The organism is Kribbella alba, from assembly GCF_039529635.1.
In the GTDB taxonomy this organism is placed as follows: domain Bacteria; phylum Actinomycetota; class Actinomycetes; order Propionibacteriales; family Kribbellaceae; genus Kribbella; species Kribbella alba.
This window is the reverse complement of record NZ_BAAANE010000011.1, coordinates 148,595-162,041: the sequence shown is the minus strand read 5'-3', so window position 1 is coordinate 162,041 and position 13,447 is coordinate 148,595. Positions and strand designations below refer to the sequence as shown.

Here is a 13,447-nt window from a genome sequence, read left to right as displayed (position 1 = left end):
AGCCACGAGGCGCCCACCCCGAACACACTCCGGGACGGGCGCCTCAACCTGCCTATTGACAAGAGGTCCCTACATATCAGTTGACACATACGTGTCACCCAGGAGCGCCCTGTGGACACCGCGTCCACATCGGACCAGGTGCTGGCAGACTCAGACCTAGGTCCGGTGTGGTCACCCTCCTGAGCCCTAGCCCGAGCTGAAGCCGCGGGAGGAAGCGTGTCGGAAGACCGCCGGACCGCCTCCGCGCTGGGGGTCTGTAGTTGCAGGCGTAGTTGCAGTTCGCCCGGATCCGCAGCGGTCCGCGAAGGTGCGGCAGTCGGAGCAGGACGCTCCAATGAACTAGCACGAACGCGAGCGGATGGGGGTGGGCGAACTTAAACCTCGCCGCTACGGATCGATCCAGACCGTCGGCCCCATGCTTTTGAACGCGAAACAACGCCAAACAGTAGAGGAGGTCGAGTGACCTCCCGGGCCAGAGTCCCAATGCTGTAAGGGATCTGAGCACCAATGGGTAGTAACGCGCGGCGAGTGCGGAGAAAGCGGTGGTTAGGGGTTCGAGTCCCCTCGTCGGCTCTCTGACCAGGGCATATGCTTGTTGGTGAATGCTCATGGAGCATCGAACTGACCCCTTACTGACCGCTTGGCGGGGTCTTCTACCCGCGTGTGCTCGGCGATCGCTCGGTCAAGTCCCGTCGAGTCGCCCTCGACGGCGCGCGAGAGAGAACGTCCTGATGATGTGGCGACACCGCTTCATCATCAACCGCTGGGTTTGGGAACTCCCCGGCGGCTACGTCGACCCTGACGAAGACCCGGCCGCAACCGCAGCCCACGAAGTCGAGGAAGAGACCGGTCGGCGTCCAGCACATCGCTGGTGATCGAACAACGGACGCCGACCTGGTGCGGCTGGCTGAGGAGGGGCCTTGGGATGCAACTGTTTTACACCAGTGCCTTCGAGCCGGCCGATGTGGCACGAGTCTTGTCGACGCTGGGTGAACAAGCAGGGAAGTACGTCCCCCTGTCGACGGTCGCGCGTCTTTGCGACAGCCAGCTCAATCGGTCAGCGAGGGTTCTTCCTTGTGGCCATCGCAGCTGGAGTACACGGAGTCCTCGACAGAACTCGCCAATCTGCCTGCCGCCGATGATGAGGAGGTCTTCCAGTCTCATCCCTGCTTCGCAGAAACCTCGTTCTTGACAATGGCATCGCGAAGTACGGCGGCCGCTTCGGCAGGCTTCAGGTTGAGGTCGGCAATCGCCTCAACCGTGAGGGGAACCTCGTCGAGGTAGTACTCCCCCCGCCCAGTCTCGCTGAATTCGGGTCCGTTCCGGTCGTCGAATGACCAGTCCTCGATCGTGGCGAGATAGAAGTGCTCTCGTTCGCCATCCCGTTCTATGACGTGGAACGTCTTCACGACCTTCGCGCGGCCGGCCAGCTCTTCATGAATCTCACGGTGCAGGGCCGCCTCGAAAGTCTCGTCGGTCGGTTCGACACCGCCGCCTGGGAAGACCCAGTAGGGCGGTATCCCTGGCCTGACACGCCTGATGAGCAGGATGGTGTCTGCGGGGGTGACGAGGATGGCCCGAACTCGATCGATCATCGCGAGACCTTTCTCGAATGCTGGGCGCTTCCTGACTCACTCCGCCGACGTTGCTCTGCGAAGGTTACTGCGGGGATATGACCTGACGAGAGATCAGCTGGCTCGTGGTGTCGGGCCGCGCGATCTGGCTCGACCACATCCAGGCGAGCGAAGCCGTCAAGGGACGTGTCGGCGTCCTGGCTCTCAGCAAGCTTCGCCAGCACCAGGATGAGGTCATGCGCGTGTAACTGATGCGCAGGGATAACGCCGAGTATGCGCATCGCCATGAAGACTCTGATCTGTCCCATGAGGTGGGCCGGAGGCTGGTCGGCGACCTCGGCGAGGTCAGATCGCAGCCAATGCAGGAGCCGCGTCACCGCAGCATGGCGACCAGCGCCAACGCGCCATGAGTAACGAACGTCGATTTTGCGGTGCCGCTCGGACACATCGACGTGCTGAAGTCGCGGCACGACGTATGGTTCGAGGCCCAGACGCAGTGTTCGGGCGTAGACCTCGGGCTGATAAGTCGGAACGAGCCATCCGCCCATCGCGAGCAGGTACCAGAGGAGGTTCGCAATCTCTCCCGCGAGCGTGTTGCGGCCCGCGCATCCAAAGTCGAGCCAGCACAACGGCTCCGCGACATTGGGCTCCGTCGGATCTCCCTGAGTCAGGGCTGTCATCCGACGGCTGTCGGGGTTGAGCACCCGTCTCACCTCGAGAACGAGCCGTCCGATGTCCAGGCTGCGCGGAACGCCGTTCACCATCAGGTCGTACTTTGACAGAGCGGCCAGGGACACCTTCGGTGCGTTAGGGATCGCGATCGGCACATCCTGATAGGCATACCACGCGTCAATCCGGCCACCCGGGCGGATGCGGTCCTGGTAGAGGTTCGGAACGCAGTCGGCCAATCGCGCCACACGTCCGGTGCGCTTGGCGACTCGACAAAGATCACGGCAGATTCCGTCAACGAGGTTCTCCACACGGGGCACAACTGTCGGATCGCGGTCGGCGAGAGCGATCACGTCACCGAGGAGCAGGTCGCAGCGCCCTTCGGCGAAGACGTCCTCGTAGATCAACGTGTGCCGGTCGCCTGTCGACGAGCGTCTCAGCAACGCTGGGGCAGCAACATGCTTGGAAACCTCCCGCCAGCCTGCCGATTCGGCGTCTGCCTCGGCTGCGGAGAGGATCTTACGGAAGCCGCCTCCACGCGGCCTCACGCCGCGTCTCCTGCTGGGACGAGAGTGAACAGCCACTGGTCCAGGACGAACGCAGCCAACCGCTGCGTCTGCTTCAACCTCATGCGGGCATCTTTGAGTAGTCCACCGTGTTGTTCGGCATGTCTCCGCAGCAGAAATACAGTGAGTGCCTCGTCGTCAGATGGGCATTCAACACCTTCGAACCGAAGCATGATCTTGGCCAGAAGGGCTGTCACTTTGTACAGATCTCGCACCTCAGGCACCGGCCGGAGCAGCTGCCTGCGAAGCTCGACCGCCGCTTGGATTCCGTCCCGGACGCTTGCATCCACATCCATATCAGCGTCAGGCACTGGTAGCGCGAGGTCGGGCCTACGCCAGAGCGGTATGACTGTGCCCGTTCCGATCAATCTCAGCACGTAGAGCAGCCGAGACGTGACCGCGCCGGCCTGGCACTCCGCCAACGTCACGATCGTGAGTCCGAGCTTTACACCGCCGAGCTCACTCGCCAACTCGTCCACAATGGCGCGCAGATGGGGGATGCAGTCCTGGTCGGCGATGACGAGCACGTCCAGATCGCTCCATCCCTGCTGATACTTGCCACGCGCCCCACTACCGGTGACGGCGAGCAGGTCGATGACAGGCGACACACCGGTGAGCCGATTGACGAGGGTTGAGAGGTAGGACGCCAGGTGAGCGGGCAGATTGAGCTTCTCGACAGGTGCTGCCGTCGGCGTAACGGTGGGCCATCTGCTCGTCAGGACGAGGCGGTCGATCGTGCGCTCCAACTCAAGGCGGGTTCCGTTGTTATCGATGACCTCATCCGCGATGCGGACGATCGCAGAAGCCCCACGCTCCTGCTTCACCGCATCGCGCTCCGTCACGTCGGCCGGCCCGGCAGTCCCCCGGATGGCGCGCACAGCAGCCGAGGTTTCGACATACAGGACGGAGAGCTGACTACCAAGGAGCTTGCGGAGCTCCCTGGTGGAGTCGTAGTCGTGCAGGGACTCGACGGACGCTGCGCAGAGGAAATGATGTGCCGCGCAGTATCGGTCGAGACTGTCGACAAGCAGCTCAGCACGAACGGCGGCGTCAGCTCGATAGGGCTGGTCGATGCCACACCGACTGGCCGCTTCCTCAATGAGGTAGCCGATCTTCAGTCGAGCATGGCTGTGAGAGGTACGCAGATACTCGCCAACCGTGCTCTTCCCGCTCTCGGACATACCGCCAAGCGCCAGCACCTGAATCCTGGCGAGCGCCGCTTCGGGCACCGCAGTATGGACCGTTCGAAGGTGGCGTCGCAGATCATTCTGGACGGCCAAGATCGAGCGACCACCGGCGACGATCCTGACCGCGAACCGGCGTTCGTCAACAAGTCGATGCAACTGGTCATGCAGGTACTGCTGATACGCCACGTAGGTCTCGGTGACCGCCGGTTCACGCTCCAAGCTCCGCGCCACGCCGACAATCGGGTCATCGTCCTGTAGGAGTACGACTCCGAACTCGGATGCTTCCGCCCGCGCAATGTCGTGGCTGAACGGCTTCAGAAGTTGGCGTGCGCGATCCGCAGCCTGGCAATGACCGATGCCTTCACGGACCGCGACCGTCGCCGCCACAGACGCTTCCAACATCGGCATACCCCGATCCACGAGCCAGGTAGTCGCAGACAGCCTCGCGCGGGAGCGCTCGAGGTACGAACTGGCAAGCACATCGGCCACCTCCTCCATCGAGGCCGTGTGGAACCACCAGTCGGCCATCCCGCCATTCCTGATAGCCGGCCACCGCGAGTCGTAGTGGTCCAGCTGGCCCGCGAGGTGGGCTTCCCGGCCAATCCGGCGAGCAAGTATTCGGATCTGCGTGGTCTTCCCGACGTTGTCAGGCCCGCTGATTGCGATTGATAGAGCCGTGCCCGCGCTCGTGCCGTCGCCGCTGCCAAACGCGTCGAGGGGCAAGTTGTTGCTAGTTCGTTGAGCGGGGAGCTCACGGTTTGGGTGCGCACCGGGCCTATGTTGCTGGATCGACTCCACGGATGCTCCTTCATGGGCAATGCTCACTGCGCTGCGAACCAGATGCAGCGATTGGAACGGCGGGCAGGCGCAGATGCAGGGATCGATACGCCTGCCCACCGGGCTTAGGTCAGGACATCGGCGGTGGTTTCGCTTGTGTTGCCGCTCGGCCAACGCGGTCGCCTTGAGCGGCCACGAGCACGTCGGCGCCGAACCCCAGCAGGATGTTTCGCACATCGGCTGGGTGGCCGATGCTTGCGAGGTGGTGCAGGCCGGGCACGATCACTACGTTCAGGCCAGAACTGTCAGCCAACTTCTCGAGAAGCGCTCGCCAGGCGAACGGACTCGTCTCAACACGCTCGATATAGATGGCTGCCAGCTCGCCGCCATCGGCCTGAGAACACTCGACAATCCTTCGGCGCATAGCCGCGAGTTCCGAGTCGCCCATCATGAAGTGCTCATTGATGTATCCGAACGAAGTTCTTGGTTCGTTGCAGTGGTGAAATCTGCGACGGCACGCCAGCCACGCCCGAGGCAGCCTTGCGGCTGCTGAGGCCCGGAGCGCTGTTCCAACTGGTCCGCGGGTACGCCGGTGCGAGCCAAACAGGAGGCAAAGCGACGGCGCATGGTCGCCTCGGACGGAGCCGCGAACGCCGGCTCGGAGACGTGCTCCACGATCTTGTGCTCGCCAAACCAGACGCAGACGCGCCGCCGTGGTTTCTCCGTGAGGGTGTCCATCAGGCGTCCTGCAGGTCACGGTGGATGTCGCCGATGATGGCGATGTACAGCACGAGCGTGATGAGCATGAGAACCCAGAAGCCGGTAGCCATTGATTCACCCGTTGGATCGGTGGCGGAGACCCAGTGGGGACTCCGGTAGTCGCATCGGTGCGCTACGTGATCAATGCTGGCTAGACACAGCAGGGCTGACTTGCACAGTTTGTGAAACTTGCCAGGTAAGGCTTTAGAGACCGATCCAGCCCGCGTACCGGGTGAGCGCCTCTGAGGGACGTCGTTCGGTCTGCAGCAGGTCGGCAACCACGGCCCTCACCGTGGGGTGACGGCGAGCCTGCCCGGGTGCGGCTTGGCGAGCAAGTTGTAGATGCCGCAGGGATTCATCGGGCAGCTTCATACGCTGGTAGGCGCGTGCCATGTCGAAGTGGTGGTGCCCGATACGTGTCGGCAGCCAGCCCGGCGGGAACTCAATCGTCTCCCCGAAACGGATGGCGTGGGCGTAATCGCCGAGCTCAATCAACGTCATGACCCGGTGCACAACCACATTCGTCGGACCGAAGGCGAACCAGAACCCCTCCAGGTCGTCACCCGTTTGCCGCGCGTAGTACCGAGCCTCGTCCAGGTACTCCTTCGCCGCGCTCGGATCGCCGGTGCGGGCGGCGAGCACCGCTGCGCCTAGGTTCAACTGGCCCGCAGCGATCAGCGTGCCCGGAGTACGGGAGTCTGTGCCCTCGAGATGTGACCGTCCTGCAGCATTCAAGACCCAGCAGGTGTCGTAGTCGTGCTTGCGGAGGTAGGCGGTCACCCGCAGGTATTCACGGGCGGCCCGCAAACCTGGGGCTCGATCACCCGACCGTTGGGCAGCCCAGTCCATCCGCCCCAAGGCGATCAACGACAGATCGGGGTAGCCCGTCGCGATGCCGACCGTGTGCGCACACCGATAGGCCTCCGCCAGCAGTCCCCATGCCGCCATCGGGTGCGCAGCATGTCGACCGCCCACTCCGCAGGAGCAAAACACGGTCACCGGCCTCTGACTTCACCCGAACGCGGACCAGGCCATGACCCTTCCGGCGCTGGATCTGATGCGAGCAGTTCACCTCGCAGGTGTCGCGCGACACGTCCGCCCAACGAATCGCGAGCGTCTCCCCGATCCGCTCACCGGTAGCCAGCGTGAAGTTACAGAGGTCGACCAGGTCGGCGCGTACAGCTCGCACGTCCTGACTTAACAGCTCGAACCACTGCTCCCGCTCCTCCGTGCTCAACGCATGCGGCGGCTTGCGTCGGGTCTTCCAGCAGGCCAGACGCGGGGTCTTGTGCAGGACCAGCGCGTCGCCCTCCGGGCGCTCGAACCAGCGGGTGTGCATGCCGCGACTGTAGGGGCCCAGCACAGATGGTCGCGCCGCGCAGACCTCTGGCGCCGTGGTTGGGTCCGGCATCTCTCCCGCTGGAATCACCCGGAGATGAGGTTGACGCGGAACACAATTGGGTCTGCAGCCGACATCACCGCATTTCGAGAGAACTCCTGCAACTTCGGACTGGTCAGTGCCGTTGTGACAATCGCGAGCAACCAGGTGCTGTTCCGCTCGGCCGCACGTAGTTCGTTTCGGGTGAGGAGTATGGAGGGCATGGAGCTGGATACGCCCTTTACCTCGAGGTGCCTCTCCGTCTCGCCCCGGCTCGCGGTCAGGTCCCATCCACAGTTGAGGTGCGCGACGCGGGTGACGGTCCAACCGCGTCGCTCGTAATGGCGAGTGACCACCGCTTCGGCAGCCAGTTCCACCTCGCGGTTCGTTGCAGGATCACCGAATCCGGCTCCCCACGAGCCGACCGCGATTGTGGACGAGGCTTCTCGTGGGTCTCCTGGGTGCACGGGGGCAGGGAGGCCGCCGCTGTATTCGCGCACCAGTACGGGCACGGATCGCGGGTGGGTGCGATAGGCCAGGCCGCGGTCCGTCAGGGCCTTGACCAGCTCGGTGCGCAGTGGGATGAGTCGGTGGCGGGTGCTGGGTCCGATCTCGAGCAACTCCGCCCACAAGGTCATGATGTTGCCCGGCGAGCGATGCCAGTCGTCGTCGTGGGGGGCGGCGGTATCCCACAGATATGCGTGCAGCAGCGTCTGCAATTCGTCCTGCTCTACAGGCGAAAACAGTTTCACCGGGACCCGTGCCCGTCCCTCGGTGTCGGCCCGGGCCAGTCCGGCTCGAAGAAGCGCGGCCAGCCTGGTGTTCGAGTCATGGGACGGGAGCTCGGAGGTCACGCCCACACCGTAGGGCGCGCCGCGCCGGCCGGTCGAGGATGACGCGCGGGCAGGCGTTCAGCGATCACGATTCCGGCCTGCCTTGCGGTTAGCGAACGGGCGCGCGCCGTAATCGGCTACGAATCGGGCGATCAGCTCAGATTCCAGGTCCTCGGCCTCGGAGATCGGCGTCTCGATCCAAGCAATTAGTAGTTCGTCCCTGTCACAGAGTTGCCAGATGTACCGGCCGCCGCGATGGCCCGCTGGCTCACCCGCTCCGTGCCGACGGTACTCCTCCAGCCTCTTTTAGCCCTCGGCGACCAGAGGCGTTAGCACCCGCTTGCCGATGTAGACGATTCGCGCGCCGTCCACCCAAACAGCCTCGAGCTCGGTAGTTCCCACGGCCGGATCCTTGCCCTTGAATCGTCCAGCAGGACTGACTGCCAGGAACGCCGGAGGCGCTTCGTTCTCTCGCACAACGACGTACACGCCCGGCCCAGCGGGCACCTGGGGCAACGTGAGGTCGGCAAACCGTACGAAGCCGTCGAAGCCCGCCTCCTCAAGGCCCTCACGTGTCCAGTCCAAGCGCACAGTCTGCCCCTGCATGAGTCGAGCGCTCGGTAACCAAGCGTCGTTAGGTCTCTAGGCGCGGGCAGCGCGAGCGATGACCTAGTTGGCTTCTTCCAACTCGGCCAGTACCTCGGCGGGGACGGTGTTCTCCGCGGTTACGGGCAGGGTGATCTTCTCCGTGTCTTCCCACCAGCGGTACGACCAGTCGTACCGCACGATCACCTGGTCTGCCCACGGGAACACGGTCGGCACCAGCCCCTGAACAGCACCGACGATTCGGCTGATGGCGTTTTCCACCCGGCCAGTACGGATGTTCACCGGGAGTCCTCTCGGAACCCGCAGCTCGAACGAGATGGTCAGTACCCGAGGCGCCTTCACAGACATAGGTAGCCCTCCAATTCAGTTCTCATGAGAATGGCTCACTCTCATGACGTATGCAAGTTCTCGGGCAGAACAGATATATCTCACGAAAGCAGATAACAGTGACTATGCCGGCCGCCGATCACCACGCGCGTCTGTGCTGGTGGGGTTCGCTGGCTGATTCCTCGGCTTAACGACCCGTGCTATCGGAGGCGTGGAGGGCTTGGAGCTGATGCTCGGTAAGTCGCTGGTGGGTGAGTCGTTGATCGCTGGCGTGGCGGCGTTGACGGCCTCGCGCATCATGTCGAGGGTGGCGAAGGCGTAGAACGCCGCGGTGGTGGAGGCGTTCTCGTGGCCGAGGAGCCTCATGATGATCGGCAAGGGGATGCCCTGCTGGTAGAGATCCATGGCCTTGGTCTTGCGCAGCATGTGGCAATGGACGAGCTCGGGGACTGAGGGACAGTCCGCGCGGGGCGATCCGTGCTGCGCCCTGGCGACATTGTGGTTGCCCGCCTTCTCCGCCTCGATGAACGGATAACAGTTCACCGGGTCTCCTTCGCGAAGAAGGCCGTTGCCCGGTTGAGGATCTCGACGTCCTCCCGCAGCCGGCGGTTGTCCCGCCGCAGCTGCGCGAGCTCGTCCTTCTCGCTCGTGGTCAGCCCGTCGGTGCCGGTGCCGGCGTCGCGTTCGGCCTGCTTCAGCCACTCCCGGACCGCGGTCTCGGTCAGGTCGAAATCCTTCGCAACCTGCCCCACCGACCGATCACCGCGCTGACACAGCTCGACAATCTCGGCCTTGAACTCAGCAGTGAACGAACGACGAGGCCGCGGTCTTCTTGCCCATGGACTCCATAATGAACATCGTTCCGGAGCACAAGCTCCTGATCTCGGATGTCCGTCAAAACGGGCCAGGCCAATCGGGCTACGCCCGACTCATCAACAGCCGTGATCCGAAATCCAGGACCAAGATCAAGGATGTCGAGCAGTTCAGGTGCCCGCCGACTCGTTGATCCGAGCCTGAGCGTACTCAATGCATCGCGTGGGTGGCGACGGCAACTAACTGAACCGCAGCCCCACCCGACAAGGCTGATCACCGCCACACTTCTTGCAGTTAAGGCGTTTCGGCTGAACGCAACGGCTATTCGAACGCATCGTCCGCCAACCGTTGAGCCAATATGGACAACTCCTCGAGCAAGTATCTTGCCATCCTGGACGCGCGAGGACGAGTGTGTGAGCACTGTGCTTCAACCTTCATTGCTGGCAGATCCGACCAACGGTTCTGCACAGATCTGTGCCGCCTGCGCCATTGGCGATGCCGCAAAACCACCCCGTCGGCGTGCGACGCCGGCGGCCAGCAGCGCCTCGACGCAATGCGCGCGGAGGTCGATCGACTGGAGGCCCAAATCACCGACCTACGGCAAACCCACGCGGCGCTGCGCGAGGCGCTCGCAACCTGTCAATGTGCTCAGTCCAGCGTCGATGAGCCCACTCGTCCGACCTGATCTCTACCGCCTGGACACGACGATCCAGAGCCACCTTGGCCCGCTGTCTCGCAGGCTCGCTCGCTTGTGGAGGGCGTCGCAAAAGCGACTCTGGATAGTGAGCAGGAAGGACGAGATGCGTTGGGTACTGTCGTGGCGTGACGGCTGATGGTGGTACAGAACCCACACTGTGGAAGATCCACGGCGAGCGCCTAATCGACGACACCCGTCGGCTGCAGTTGAGCATCGCATCAGTGGAGTTGCCAGGTGGTGTGCAGTTTGAGCAGTACGTCCTGCGGATGCCCAAGGCCGCGATGATGATCGTGCTCGATGACAAGCAAGAGAACGTACTGATGCTGTGGCGGCACCGCTTCATCGTCGACCGCTGGGTGTGGGAACTGCCCGGCGGATACGTCGATCCCGATGAAGATCCAGCTGTCACTGCCGCGCGGGAGGTCGAGGAGGAGACCGGCTGGCGTCCGAGGAACGTGAAGCCGCTCGTCTCGCTCCAACCCTCCGTGGGTACGACAGACGCCGAGAACCTGCTATTCGTTTCGGACGGCGCCGACTACATCGGTGAACCGGAAGACATCAACGAAGCGGAACGCATCGACTGGGTCGCTCTGGACTCGATCCGCGAACGCATCGACGCCGGCCAGATCATCGGCGCGGCATCTCTTGTCGGCCTGCTACACGTTCTCGCGTTCGGTACTGACTGACCTAGTCACCGGGTGAGATCCCGATCTCGATCATGCCTTCGAACAGGGAGCTGACGACGTTGACGTCCTGGTACGGAGAGAGATGCTTGCCGAGGTCGTGGAGATAGCTGGTGCCCCGCATCGATCGTACGGATCTGGCCAGTGTGGTGGCCTCCATGCCAAGGGCGCAGGATTCCTCAAGCCGTCGCGTGCCGCGGCCCGGGCGCGGGTGTGGGCGCTGGCCGGCCAGCACGCGCCGGACGCCGACTGCGATGCCGACGACCCGCTGATCATCGATACCGACGCCACCTTGGTGGGTGCGCATTCGGACAAGCAGGGCGCGGCGCCGACGTTCAAGCGGGGCTATGGATTTCATCCGTTGTGCGCGTTCGTCGACCACGGACCCGACGGGTCGGGCGAGCCGTTGGCGGTCATGTTGCGACCCGGGAACGCCGGCTCGAACACCGCCGCCGACCACATCACCGTGGTCCGCGACGCGCTCAAACAACTCCCCGGCCATCGGCCCGGGACCAGGCCCGGGCGCCGGGTCCTGATCCGTACCGACGCGGCCGGCTGCACCCACGAGTTCCTCGACTGGATCGTCGGCCAGCGACTGTCGTACTCGGTCGGGTTCACCCTGCCCGACGACTTCGCCGGCAAGCTCGAGTTGATCCCCGATCAGGTGTGGGCACCGGCCTACGATGCCGACGGCCGGGTCCGCGACGGCGCCTGGGTCGCCGACGTCACCGGACTACTCAACCTGTCGACCTGGCCGACCGGCATGCGGGTGATCGTGCGCAAGGAACGCCCCCACCCCGGCGCCCAGCTGCGGATCACCGACGTTGACGGGCACCGGATCACCGCGTTCGCCACCAACACCGCCCGCGGCCAGCTCGCCGACCTCGAGCTGCGACACCGCCGCCGAGCCCGCGCCGAAGACCGGATCCGAACCGCCAAGGACACCGGACTCAGGAACCTGCCGCTGCACGACTTCACCCAAAACCAGATCTGGTGCGCCATCGTCACCCTGGCCTGCGAACCGACCACCTGGATGCAGCTACTCGCGTTCACCGATGCCGACGGCACCAACCACCAGGCGCGCCGGTGGGAACCCAAACGCCTACGACTACGGCTGTTCTCGACCGCAGCCAGGCTCGCCCGGACCGGCCGCCGCACCACCGCGCACCTCGCCCGCAACGGCGCCTGGACCACCCTGCTGCACGCCGGGCTCACCCGGCTCCGCGCCCTCACCGCACCCGGCTGACGACGCCATCCCCGTCACAGCGACCCGACGAACCCGGCCCGTGGAACCGCGCCCACCCGAGACGACACTCGGGTCCCGTCCTACCCAACTGCAACAATCAACCCCCGAACCTCGGCCGCCAAGCCGTCGCCGCGGCGCACGACGGAGTCACGAAAGATCCGGGTCAGCTGCGGCCGTGCCGTTTGCCCCGCTTCATCCAGAAGCGTCGCGGTTGTCCTCGCTCCGCTTGGGTTGCGGAGGTAGATCACCGGAGCGATCCAGTCTTCGGAGTTGATCTTCGTGCACTCCAAGATCAGGCCGACCCATTGCCCACGCTGCCCCCGGTGGTCGCCAAGGACCCAGCAGTGACGCTTCAGAGGGTCCGGCGGCCGGGGTCTTGGGTACCGCTTGTTGCCGTCCGTGAGCTGTCATGAGTCAAGAAGAACTTGGCAGACTTTGATCTTGCTCGGGTCGGATTCTGCCTCTTTGGAGGGGCTCCTCATCGTGTTCGCCTGAGCGTAGGCGACCGGAAGTAGGTCCGGCGCGGTGGTCGGCCCGCGATCAGGGGCGGCGGCCCGCAAGGACGCAGAACTCGTTCCCCTCTGGGTCGGCCAGTACGACCCAGCTCTCATCGCCTTGGCCGACGTCGGCGTGTCGAGCACCTAGGTCGAGCAGGCGGTTGACCTCTTCGTCTTGCTCTCTGTCGGTTGGGTTGACGTCGAGGTGGAGCCTGTTCTTGACGGTCTTGCCCTCGGGCACGTGCGCGAATGTCAACGTCGGCGGCACTGGGCCGAGGTGGTTCTTGCCTTCAGGCACCATAGGGGAGCCGATTGTGACAATTCCGTGGTCTTCGTCTTGCACCTCGTAGTCGAGGACCGAGCACCAGAACCGGGCGAGAGCGTTGGGATCGGCACAGTCGATCGCAAGGTCGGTGAACTTACTGGTCATGTCAGGACCTCCCGGTCAGGTAGCGGGTCCGCCAAAGGCCATACGGTAATCGCAGTGTTCGACGGCGAGGTAAGCCGCGCGTGGGTGCGTTCGTCGAGGGCCTGGTGGGGTCGCAGATCGTTGTAGGTAAGGCAGAACAGGTTGACGGCGAGGGGGTTGCCGCCGACGTCAGGTGTCAACCTGCGGCTCGGAAAGAAGTTCGTACTTCAGCGTGCCGAAGAACCGCTCGGCTCTCTGGGTCCGCTGAGGTCGCCCTCGCCACTCCTGGTCCGAGCCAGAATAGCCACGGGAGGAGCGGAGTCGGAAGGCAGCCGGACCGCCTAGGCGGGTGCCGTTCCCATGGTTTCGCCATGGCTTTCAACGTGAAATGACGCCCAACGGTGCAAGCGGTCGCTTGCTCTGTGA

The 13,447-nt window shown here is 64.1% G+C and carries 13 protein-coding genes and 1 pseudogene; 3 read left to right on the top strand and 11 right to left on the bottom strand.

All coding sequences use genetic code 11. The annotated features are described in order from the left end of the window. Window positions 1–602: 602 nt before the first annotated feature. On the top strand, window positions 603–875 hold the full coding sequence (locus ABD210_RS29425; RefSeq protein ID WP_344115878.1) for an NUDIX domain-containing protein: 273 nt from the start codon (window positions 603–605) through the stop codon (window positions 873–875). A 285-nt stretch (window positions 876–1,160) separates the two neighbouring features. Here ABD210_RS29425 and ABD210_RS29420 read toward each other — a convergent pair whose 3' ends face one another. The 10 genes from ABD210_RS29420 to ABD210_RS29375 all read right to left on the bottom strand — a co-directional run bounded on the left by ABD210_RS29420 (window position 1,161) and on the right by ABD210_RS29375 (window position 9,584). After that, entirely contained in the window at window positions 1,161–1,595 is a 435-nt protein-coding gene (locus tag ABD210_RS29420; RefSeq protein ID WP_344115876.1) for an NUDIX hydrolase, read from the bottom strand. Beyond that, the gene (locus ABD210_RS29415; protein WP_344115874.1) at window positions 1,592–2,791 is read right to left on the bottom strand and encodes a hypothetical protein; all 1,200 of its coding nucleotides are present in this window, start codon (window positions 2,789–2,791) and stop codon (window positions 1,592–1,594) included. The genes ABD210_RS29420 and ABD210_RS29415 overlap by 4 nt, the downstream gene beginning before the upstream one ends. Continuing rightward, window positions 2,788–4,794 (bottom strand): nucleotidyltransferase domain-containing protein, encoded by a 2,007-nt coding sequence (locus tag ABD210_RS29410; RefSeq protein WP_344115872.1) that lies wholly within the window; start codon window positions 4,792–4,794, stop codon window positions 2,788–2,790. The genes ABD210_RS29415 and ABD210_RS29410 overlap by 4 nt, the downstream gene beginning before the upstream one ends. Window positions 4,795–4,903: 109 nt before the next feature. Then, window positions 4,904–5,224 carry a hypothetical protein gene (locus ABD210_RS29405; RefSeq protein ID WP_344115870.1) on the bottom strand — a complete coding sequence of 107 codons (321 nt, stop codon included), beginning with the start codon at window positions 5,222–5,224 and terminating at the stop codon, window positions 4,904–4,906. 512 nt (window positions 5,225–5,736) lie between these two features. Continuing rightward, complete coding sequence (locus ABD210_RS29400) at window positions 5,737–6,480, bottom strand: hypothetical protein (protein WP_344115868.1); 744 nt, start codon at window positions 6,478–6,480, stop codon at window positions 5,737–5,739. Between the two features lie 477 nt (window positions 6,481–6,957). Then, window positions 6,958–7,662 (bottom strand): protein NO VEIN domain-containing protein, encoded by a 705-nt coding sequence (locus ABD210_RS29395; RefSeq protein ID WP_344115866.1) that lies wholly within the window; start codon window positions 7,660–7,662, stop codon window positions 6,958–6,960. 387 nt (window positions 7,663–8,049) lie between these two features. Beyond that, window positions 8,050–8,328 (bottom strand): hypothetical protein, encoded by a 279-nt coding sequence (locus ABD210_RS29390; protein ID WP_344115864.1) that lies wholly within the window; start codon window positions 8,326–8,328, stop codon window positions 8,050–8,052. 84 nt (window positions 8,329–8,412) lie between these two features. Then, complete coding sequence (locus ABD210_RS29385) at window positions 8,413–8,697, bottom strand: hypothetical protein (protein WP_344115863.1); 285 nt, start codon at window positions 8,695–8,697, stop codon at window positions 8,413–8,415. Window positions 8,698–8,799: 102 nt separating this feature from the next. Then, window positions 8,800–9,219: a tyrosine-type recombinase/integrase gene (locus ABD210_RS29380; protein WP_344115861.1), complete on the bottom strand. Its 420-nt coding sequence runs from the start codon at window positions 9,217–9,219 to the stop codon at window positions 8,800–8,802. Further along, window positions 9,216–9,584, bottom strand: coding sequence for a transposase (locus ABD210_RS29375; RefSeq protein ID WP_344115888.1), 369 nt, complete (start codon window positions 9,582–9,584; stop codon window positions 9,216–9,218). Before ABD210_RS29375 ends, ABD210_RS29380 begins: the two co-directional genes overlap by 4 nt. Window positions 9,585–10,311: 727 nt before the next feature. Between ABD210_RS29375 and ABD210_RS29370 the strand changes: the two genes are divergently transcribed. Beyond that, window positions 10,312–10,872, top strand: a complete 561-nt coding sequence (locus tag ABD210_RS29370) for an NUDIX hydrolase (RefSeq protein WP_344115859.1) — start codon at window positions 10,312–10,314, stop codon at window positions 10,870–10,872. Window positions 10,873–11,056: 184 nt separating this feature from the next. Further along, a pseudogene (locus tag ABD210_RS29365) lies at window positions 11,057–12,115 on the top strand (IS1380 family transposase); the annotation flags it as partial. A 540-nt stretch (window positions 12,116–12,655) separates the two neighbouring features. Here ABD210_RS29365 and ABD210_RS29360 read toward each other — a convergent pair. Continuing rightward, on the bottom strand, window positions 12,656–13,042 hold the full coding sequence (locus ABD210_RS29360) for a VOC family protein (RefSeq protein WP_344115857.1): 387 nt from the start codon (window positions 13,040–13,042) through the stop codon (window positions 12,656–12,658). Window positions 13,043–13,447: the final 405 nt, after the last annotated feature.

What these genes read in the sequence shown, in the direction of transcription:
- ABD210_RS29425 (WP_344115878.1), top strand. Translation starts at nt 603, where the DNA reads ATGCTCATGGAGCATCGAACTGACCCCTTACTGACCGCTTGGCGGGGT.
- ABD210_RS29420 (WP_344115876.1), bottom strand. Translation starts at nt 1,595, where the DNA reads ATGATCGATCGAGTTCGGGCCATCCTCGTCACCCCCGCAGACACCATC.
- ABD210_RS29405 (WP_344115870.1), bottom strand. Translation starts at nt 5,224, where the DNA reads ATGATGGGCGACTCGGAACTCGCGGCTATGCGCCGAAGGATTGTCGAG.
- ABD210_RS29400 (WP_344115868.1), bottom strand. Translation starts at nt 6,480, where the DNA reads ATGGCGGCATGGGGACTGCTGGCGGAGGCCTATCGGTGTGCGCACACG.
- ABD210_RS29385 (WP_344115863.1), bottom strand. Translation starts at nt 8,697, where the DNA reads ATGTCTGTGAAGGCGCCTCGGGTACTGACCATCTCGTTCGAGCTGCGG.
- ABD210_RS29360 (WP_344115857.1), bottom strand. Translation starts at nt 13,042, where the DNA reads ATGACCAGTAAGTTCACCGACCTTGCGATCGACTGTGCCGATCCCAAC.